9 protein-coding genes are annotated in these 8,208 nt (G+C 33.6%); 3 read left to right on the top strand and 6 right to left on the bottom strand.

All coding sequences use genetic code 11. The features are described 5' to 3' along the window. From ABI657_RS18450 to ABI657_RS18440, 3 genes are all read left to right on the top strand, one after another. A partial coding sequence (locus ABI657_RS18450) for an endolytic transglycosylase MltG (protein ID WP_348098740.1) occupies positions 1-228 on the top strand: 228 nt, incomplete at its 5' end. Positions 229-230: 2 nt separating this feature from the next. Further along, positions 231-1,151, top strand: a complete 921-nt coding sequence (locus ABI657_RS18445) for a DUF2279 domain-containing protein (RefSeq protein WP_348098739.1) — start codon at positions 231-233, stop codon at positions 1,149-1,151. A gap of 98 nt (positions 1,152-1,249) precedes the next feature. Further along, positions 1,250-1,897: a peptidoglycan-binding protein LysM gene (locus ABI657_RS18440; RefSeq protein ID WP_348098738.1), complete on the top strand. Its 648-nt coding sequence runs from the start codon at positions 1,250-1,252 to the stop codon at positions 1,895-1,897. Positions 1,898-1,957: 60 nt separating this feature from the next. Here the strand turns inward: ABI657_RS18440 and scpA are convergent, their stop codons facing one another. From scpA to ABI657_RS18410, 6 genes are all read right to left on the bottom strand, one after another. Next, positions 1,958-4,084, bottom strand: coding sequence for a methylmalonyl-CoA mutase (scpA, locus tag ABI657_RS18435; protein WP_348098737.1), 2,127 nt, complete (start codon positions 4,082-4,084; stop codon positions 1,958-1,960). A 38-nt stretch (positions 4,085-4,122) separates the two neighbouring features. After that, positions 4,123-5,487 (bottom strand): methylmalonyl-CoA mutase subunit beta, encoded by a 1,365-nt coding sequence (locus ABI657_RS18430; protein WP_348098736.1) that lies wholly within the window; start codon positions 5,485-5,487, stop codon positions 4,123-4,125. A gap of 16 nt (positions 5,488-5,503) precedes the next feature. Further along, complete coding sequence (locus ABI657_RS18425) at positions 5,504-5,830, bottom strand: septum formation initiator family protein (RefSeq protein WP_348098735.1); 327 nt, start codon at positions 5,828-5,830, stop codon at positions 5,504-5,506. A gap of 33 nt (positions 5,831-5,863) precedes the next feature. Next, positions 5,864-6,469 carry a hypothetical protein gene (locus ABI657_RS18420; RefSeq protein WP_348098734.1) on the bottom strand — a complete coding sequence of 202 codons (606 nt, stop codon included), beginning with the start codon at positions 6,467-6,469 and terminating at the stop codon, positions 5,864-5,866. A 51-nt stretch (positions 6,470-6,520) separates the two neighbouring features. Next, complete coding sequence (gene udk / locus ABI657_RS18415) at positions 6,521-7,129, bottom strand: uridine kinase (RefSeq protein ID WP_348098733.1); 609 nt, start codon at positions 7,127-7,129, stop codon at positions 6,521-6,523. Between the two features lie 248 nt (positions 7,130-7,377). After that, on the bottom strand, positions 7,378-8,208 hold an 831-nt coding region (locus ABI657_RS18410; RefSeq protein ID WP_348098732.1), incomplete at its 5' end, for an SDR family oxidoreductase.

Genomic DNA, 8,208 nt, shown 5'->3' with positions numbered 1-8,208 from the left:
TCTCCATATAATACTTATGTGAATATAGGACTTCCTCCAGGACCAATTGCTATGCCTGACATCACGGCGCTTGAAGCTGTTTTAACTCCTGAGAAAAACGATTATATTTATTTTTGTGCCAGTGTTGATCGTTTTGGGTATCATGAATTTGCATCAACTTATGAAGAGCATACAAAAAACGCAAAAAAATATTCAGATTGGATTGCTGGTCAGGGAGTAATAAGATAGTTTTGAATTTTAAAAAATCAAATTACTTATCGTTACTATTTTTTTTATGTTTTCAGTTAATTGAAGCGCAGAGTAAACTCGAAAATTTTTTAACTCCTTCCGATACCTTAAATAAAAGAAGACAGAATACAGTTGTCATCACTGAAACCGCTTTGGCTTCGGCTGCCTTAATTGGTCTGAATCAGATTTGGTATGCCGATTATCCTAAATCAGATTTTCATTTTATAAATGATAATGACGAATGGCTCCAGATGGATAAAATAGGGCATATGTATTCTGCTTATCATTTAGGAAGATTGGGTTCAGAAACTTTAAGCTGGAGTGGAGCTGACAAAAGAAATCAATTAATTTACGGTGCCGGCGTAGGATTTGCTTTTCTTACTTCTGTTGAAATTTTAGATGGCTATTCTGCAGAATGGGGTGCATCTTCCGGAGATATAATTGCCAATGCTACTGGTACAGCGCTATATGTGTCACAAGAATTGCTTTGGAATGAGCAGAGAATTACTCCTAAATTTTCTTTTCATACTACTCATTATGCCAATCAAAGACCTGAAAAACTTGGAAATTCATTGAATGAACAAATCCTAAAAGATTATAATGGACAAACATATTGGCTTTCCGTAAACCTGCATTCTTTTGCTAAGGAAAGTAAAATTCCAAAATGGATAAATGTTGCTTTTGGATATGGATCTGATGGAATGCTTTCAGGAAATATTCAAAATGACATCCCCATTTCGATCCAAAATCCAGAAAGAATTCGTCAGATTTATCTTAGTTTTGATGTTGATTTTACTAAAATTAACACAAAATCACATTTTTTAAAGACGGTTTTTTCACTATTTAATACGATAAAAATTCCGGCTCCAACTCTCGAATACTCAGCCAATAAAGGGCTTAAAGGGCATCTATTATATTTTTAAAAATCGCAAACGACTGATTATCAGTATTGTTTTGTATTTCTTATCTTTGCACCGTAGAAATTTCAAAAAGGTGACAGCGTTTTGAAGAAAAATAATTTATGATAAAGAAATGGTACTTTTACTCGAGTTTGATTGTTATTATTACATTTTTAAGCCTGGGTTTTAAACCCTTTAATTTAGAAACCAAACCTTGGTTTCTCGTAGAAAAAACAGATGGATCCGAATACTTATTTCCATCACAAGACGAAGATGATTACCCTTCTTCACCTGATTTAAACATCCCATTTACAGGAAATCATCTTATTGGTTTTAAGGAAGCAGTTGCTTTTAAAGAATCCCAGGGAAAATACCGAAAAGTAAATTCTATTGGATACATGGGAAAGTACCAATTTGGTTCTAAAACTTTAAGATCCGTAGGTGTTCACAATGACAAGGCTTTTTTAAAAAATCCAGCTTTACAGGAAAAAGCATTCATCGCATTGCTCTCTAAAAACAAATGGATTTTACGTCGGGAAATTCGTAAGTATGAGGGCAAAATCATTAATGGTGTAGCAATAACCGAATCAGGAATTTTGGCTGCTGCCCATCTCGGAGGCGCAGGATCAGTAAAAAACTTTTTTAAAAACAAAGGCAACAGGCATTTTAGAGATGCTTATGGCACTTCCTTAAGAAGTTACATGAAAGCTTTTGGAGGTTATGATCTTTCTTATATTGAGGCAGATAGTAATGCTACAATAAATGATTAATGATACAAAGTAAAATAAAAAATCCCGAGTAATTCGGGATTTTTTTGGCTTAGACTTTTTTTAATCGATTAATATTTCTAAAATTTTGATCGCCGCTTCACTAATTTTTGTTCCAGGTCCAAAAACGGCAACTGCTCCGGCATCAAATAAAAATTGATAATCCTGTGCAGGAATGACTCCTCCAACAATCACCATAATATCTTCACGTCCATGTTTTTTAAGCTCTTCAATGACCTGAGGAACTAATGTTTTATGTCCGGCTGCTAATGAGGAAACACCTAAAATATGTACATCATTTTCAACAGCCTGCTTGGCAGCTTCAGAAGGAGTTTGAAATAACGGTCCTATATCTACATCAAAACCAACATCTGCATAACCTGTCGCTACCACTTTTGCACCCCTATCATGGCCATCCTGTCCCATTTTGGCAATCATAATTCTGGGACGTCTTCCTTCTTGTTTGGCAAAAGTATCAGCTAATTGCTTTGCCTTTTCAAAATTTTTATCATTTTTTATTGCTGCACTATACACACCGCTAATAGATTTAATTTGTGCTTTAAACCTTCCAAAAATACTTTCAAGGGCATCACTGATTTCGCCTAAAGTGGCTCTGTTGCGAGCAGCTTCGACAGCAATTTCCAATAAATTTCCTTGTCCTGTTTTTGCACAATGAATTAATTTTTCAAGTGATTCACTAACTTTTTGTGAGTCTCTTTTTGCTTTTATTTTTGAAAGCCCTTCAATTTGTTGCTCACGAACCATTTGGTTGTCCACATCCAGAATATGCAGAGGATCTTCTTTTTCTAATCGAAATTGATTTACACCAATAATAATATCTTGTCCACTGTCTATTTTTGCTTGTTTTTTTGCAGCTGCTTCTTCAATTCTTAATTTAGGAATTCCGGCTTCAATAGCTTTTGTCATTCCGCCTAATTCTTCAACTTCTTGAATCAGTTTCCACGTTTTTTCAACCATTTCGTTAGTAAGGCTTTCAACATAATAACTTCCTGCCCAAGGATCTGCGGTTTTATTGATTTTAGTCTCTTCCTGTAAAAAAATCTGCGTGTTACGTGCAATCCTTGCAGAAAAGTCTGTTGGTAATGCAATCGCTTCATCAAGAGCGTTAGTATGAAGAGATTGCGTTCCGCCAAATACTGCTGCGGCTGCTTCAATACACGTTCGGGTTACATTATTAAATGGATCCTGCTCTGTTAAACTCCAGCCACTGGTTTGACAATGTGTTCTTAAAATTAATGATTTATCGCTTTTTGGATTAAACTGTTTTACCAATTTCGACCAAATCATCCGACCTGCCCGCATCTTGGCAATTTCCATAAAGTGATTCATTCCGATTCCCCAAAAAAAGGATAATCTTGGAGCAAATTCATCAATTGTCATTCCAGTTGATAATCCTGTTCGAATATATTCTAAACCATCCGCGAGAGTATAAGCCAATTCAATATGAGCTGGTGCGCCGGCCTCCTGCATATGATATCCGGAAATTGAGATTGAATTGAATTTTGGCATTTTTCTGCTAGTAAATTCAAAAATATCTGCAATGATTTTCATCGAAGGTGTTGGTGGATAGATATAGGTATTACGGACCATGAACTCTTTCAAAATGTCATTCTGAATGGTTCCTGACAACTTTTCAATTGCTACACCTTGTTCTTCTGCAGCGACGATATAAAATGCCATAATAGGTAAAACAGCACCATTCATGGTCATAGAAACTGACATTTCATCTAGGGGAATCTGATCAAAAAGCACTTTCATGTCTTCTACAGAATCAATAGCTACACCTGCTTTTCCAACATCACCAACCACTCTTTCGTGATCGGAGTCATAACCACGGTGTGTGGGCAAATCAAAAGCTATGGATAAACCTTTTTGGCCAGCGGCTAAATTCCTTCTGTAAAAAGCATTACTGTCTTCAGCAGTCGAAAAACCTGCATATTGACGAATTGTCCACGGACGTTTTACATACATAGTTGTATAAGGCCCACGCAGATAAGGAGGAAATCCGGCTCCGAAATCAAGAAATTCCAGATCTTTAATATCATCAACTGAATATGTTTCTTTTAGTCCGATTCCTTCAGCAGTTTGAAAACTGTTTGACGAATCTGAGGTTTCAGAATCTATTTTGAGGTTTTGAAGATTGATATGTTTGAGGTCTTTTCTTACCATGTATTAACTCTTTGAGAATTTATTATTACTTAAAATGATTATTCAAGATCCAGTCTTTCCTGTTCCATTTTTTCGGCTAATCTTTTTTCTATAATAGGCGTAATTAATGTTTTTCGTGGTTTTATTTTTACGAACGGAAACAATTCTAAATCATGTTTCATTTTGTCTTCTGGATTGGGATATTTATTCGTTCCTAATAAAACTTCTTTTTTAGAATCGAATAATTCTTGTTCTTTATTGGCACTTTCCTGAATTTTCTTTTTGATAGTCCCTTCATTCAAAAGTTTCAGGAAACCTCCTTCAGCTTCAATGTTTTTAAATAAGGTCAAACTTTTTTCAGCCAATTGCATGGTCAGACTTTCAATATAATAACTTCCATCAGCAGGATTATTGACTTTGTCAAAATAGCTTTCATGTTTTAAAATCAACAATTGATTTCTGGCAATCCGGTCTCCAAATTCATTGTCTTTGTGATATAAAGTATCATAAGGTAAATTAGCTACAGCATCCGCACCGCCTAAAATTGCCGACATGCATTCCGTTGTTGTACGGAGCATATTGACATTATAATCGTAAATAGTTTTATTGCGTTTGGTTGGTGTAACTAATAAATGACATTCCAAGTCCGGATTGTATTCGGCAACAATTAAATTGAATAGCATTCGTAAAGCGCGAAGTTTTGCAATTTCAAAGAAATAATTCGTCCCTACCGAAACCTGAAAAACGATTTGTTTTGGAATATTCGAAATACGGTTTAAGTATTCGTTGGCATGCGCTAGGCTATATGCGATTTGCTGTGTAATGTTGGCTCCTGCATTTTGATACAAACCTAAATCTACACTTAACAAAGAAAGATTGGTAGTTGCTTTTGAAATTTTCTCAATAGTTTCAAAGTTGTTTTTATCAGATGTTGGAATCCAGTTTCCATCACTGGCGAAATGCCCAATCGGATCTATATTGCAATAAAATTTAGCTTTCTTTTGAATCGAAATACTGTCTAATAGTTTTACGAAATCGATTGAAATAAAATTTAAATTAAAGTAAACAGTTCTGTTTTCTAAAGGAAGATTTTCTAATAATTTTTGGACATCAGTTGTTTCGTTTTGAATCGTGAAACGTAAACTTTCAGCACCTTTTTCGATAGTATTGATGGCTCTTTGAATCGATTTATCTATATCGTAGACAAAAATATTCTGACAAATTTTAAATTGAGAAGCCCGAGTTTTTACAGGAGCCGCTTTTATAAATTCATCACTGTGATAAAACGGTTTCACCTGAATATCTTCGGGGGAATTCCAAATTACTGTTTTGTTGTAATCAGCTCCATCCAACTCAAACTGAATTTTCTGTTTCCATTGTTTGGATGAAACCGGATTAAAATCTTCGAATAGGGTAGTAGCCATTTTTATTTTTTTCTGATTATTCTTTTTTCTGAATTGTGTCTCCTTCGAATTTGATGATATATATGTCTTCGCTGTCTTTTTTCATGAAATATTTTTCGCGGGCATACTTTTCTATTTGTTCCGGATTTTTAAGCTGTTTTATTTGTTCCTGATCTTTTTTTATTTCTTCCTGATAATAGGTTTTGTTATCTTCAAGTTCATTAATCTGGTTGTCTAAAAAACGATGGTCAAAATAGGAATAGTTATCTAAAAACAGCATCCATACCACAAAAAAAAGCAAAACCCAAACATATTTATTGCCCAGGAGTTTGAACCATTTTTTTTCTTTGTATGGATTTTTCATTGTTAACGAAAATTTGATTTAGTTAATTAGTTATTATTTGAGGTTCAATGTTTTTACAATATTTAATAACTCATTAAATTGATTTTGTAAAGAAGAATTGTCTTTGCTGTCAAGTTTTAAATCAATATCATAAATCTTTTTATTTTTTTCTGTAAATAATTTTATGTTTTTGATTCTTTTGACATTTGTATTATTTAAATAATCATATTCATATATGTAATATGTATATTTTTGATTTTGAATTACTGTATCTTTTATTGCTGAAATAAGCTTGTACTTTTTGCCTTGGCCTTGTTTAAAAGATAATTCTTGCTTTTTTATTTCATTGAAGACGACTTCCTTATAACCTTTATTTAAATTATTTTTAATTACTGTGTTGTAAAGAGTAATTCCTTTTCTTTCTTCAAAATTTTTATTATTTATGTAAAAAGAAAAACAATAACTACTTGGATCTTTTTCAAATATCAATTGTCTATCAGGAAATTTACTCGGAATATATTCCCCAAAATTGATTGAATCAATAGTATATTCTTTAGGAACTGTAAGAGTGAAATATTTGTTATTGAACGATTTATCTCTTTTGCATGCAATTACTGAGAGTATTATCAGGCAAAAAATAAATCGCTTAACTGTTTTCATAAATATTTTAAAAGCTGTTATAATTAATATGGAATAAATTTACAATAAAAATTATAAAATTCGCTGATTAATTACAGCACGAACTACATCAATTGCAACAGTATTGTATTTGTCATTGGGAATTATAATATCAGCAAATGCTTTAGATGGTTCTATAAATTGCTCATGCATTGGTTTTAAAGTGTTTTGATAACGTGTTAAAACCTCGTCGATATCACGCCCGCGTTCAGAAATATCACGTTTTAGACGGCGAACTAATCTCTCATCAGAATCGGCATGAACGTAGATTTTAATATCAAAAAGCTCCCTTAATTCAGGATTTGTGAGGATTAAAATACCTTCGACAATCATTACCTTTCTCGGATGTGTTGAAACGGTATCGTCGGTTCTGTTGTGCTGAATAAAAGAGTATACCGGCTGATCAATTGTTTCGCCTGCTTTTAAAGCTTTAAGGTGTTTTTCCAATAATTCAAAATCAATAGATCTCGGATGATCAAAATTGATTAATGCTCTTTCGTCATATGACAAATTATGGGTTTCCTTGTAATATGAATCCTGAGAAATTACACCGACTTCAGTATCTGGCAATTCGTTCATGATTTGGTGTACTACTGTTGTTTTCCCACTTCCGGTTCCTCCTGCAATTCCAATAATAAGCATAATTTGATGTTATAATTTGTTTGGCAAAAATAATAATTTAAGTGAATTGTGTATCCATATTTTGTATTTAAACCATTTAAGTGATATAATTAAATGTAAGTAGCCAAATGTTTAAACATAGGATTATTTAACTGAACTTATATTACTTAAATGGTTAAAACATAAAAAAATCCCGATAGCAATGCTATCGGGATTTGTGCAATCAGTATAGTTTTATAAAATATTCTGAATTTAGTAAGCACATAAAATTATTTATTCTTTTTTGCTTTTATCATCATTTCAAGCTGGTCCCAAAGTTCTTCCGGAATTGCTTCCAGTAAATTAAATTGCCCGGCACCTTTTAACCATTCTCCTCCATCAATTGTAATTACATCTCCATTTATGTAAGCTGAAAAATCAGAAACTAAATAGGCTGCCAAATTGGCTAATTCCTGATGATCACCAACACGTTTCAATGGCACTTTTTTTGCCATATCAAACTTTTCTGCAAGATCTCCCGGTAGTAGTCTGTCCCATGCTCCTTTTGTAGGGAATGGCCCCGGAGCAATTGCATTGGAGCGAATTCCATATTTTGCCCATTCGACAGCCAAACTTCTTGTCATAGCTAAAACTCCGGCTTTTGCAGTAGCACTTGGTACTACATAAGCTGATCCTGTCCAGGCATATGTGGTAACAATATTTAAAATTGTTGACGATTTTTGTTTAGTATCAATCCAGTGTTTTCCAAAAGCAAGTGTACAGTTTTTAGAACCTTTAAGTACAATGTCTATAACCGTGTCAAATGCATTTGCAGACAAACGCTCGGTTGGAGAAATGAAATTTCCGGCAGCATTGTTTAAGAGAACGTCAACTTTTCCGAAATTTTTTAAAACCTCCTGAAGCATGTTCTCCACTTCTTCGTAATGACGAACATCACATTGAACGGGTAAACATTTTCCACCAGTTTCTGTTTCCAGTTCTGTTGCTGTAGTTTTTAGTTTTTCTAAATCCCTTGAAGTAATCGCTACCTGAGCTCCTAATTCTAAAAAATATTTAGTCATTGCTTTTCCTAAACCACTTCCGCCGCCTGTAACTACAAT

It is taken from the genome of Flavobacterium sp., assembly GCF_039930565.1.
Classification (GTDB): Bacteria; Bacteroidota; Bacteroidia; order Flavobacteriales; family Flavobacteriaceae; genus Flavobacterium.
This window is presented reverse-complemented; position numbering and strand designations above follow the sequence as displayed.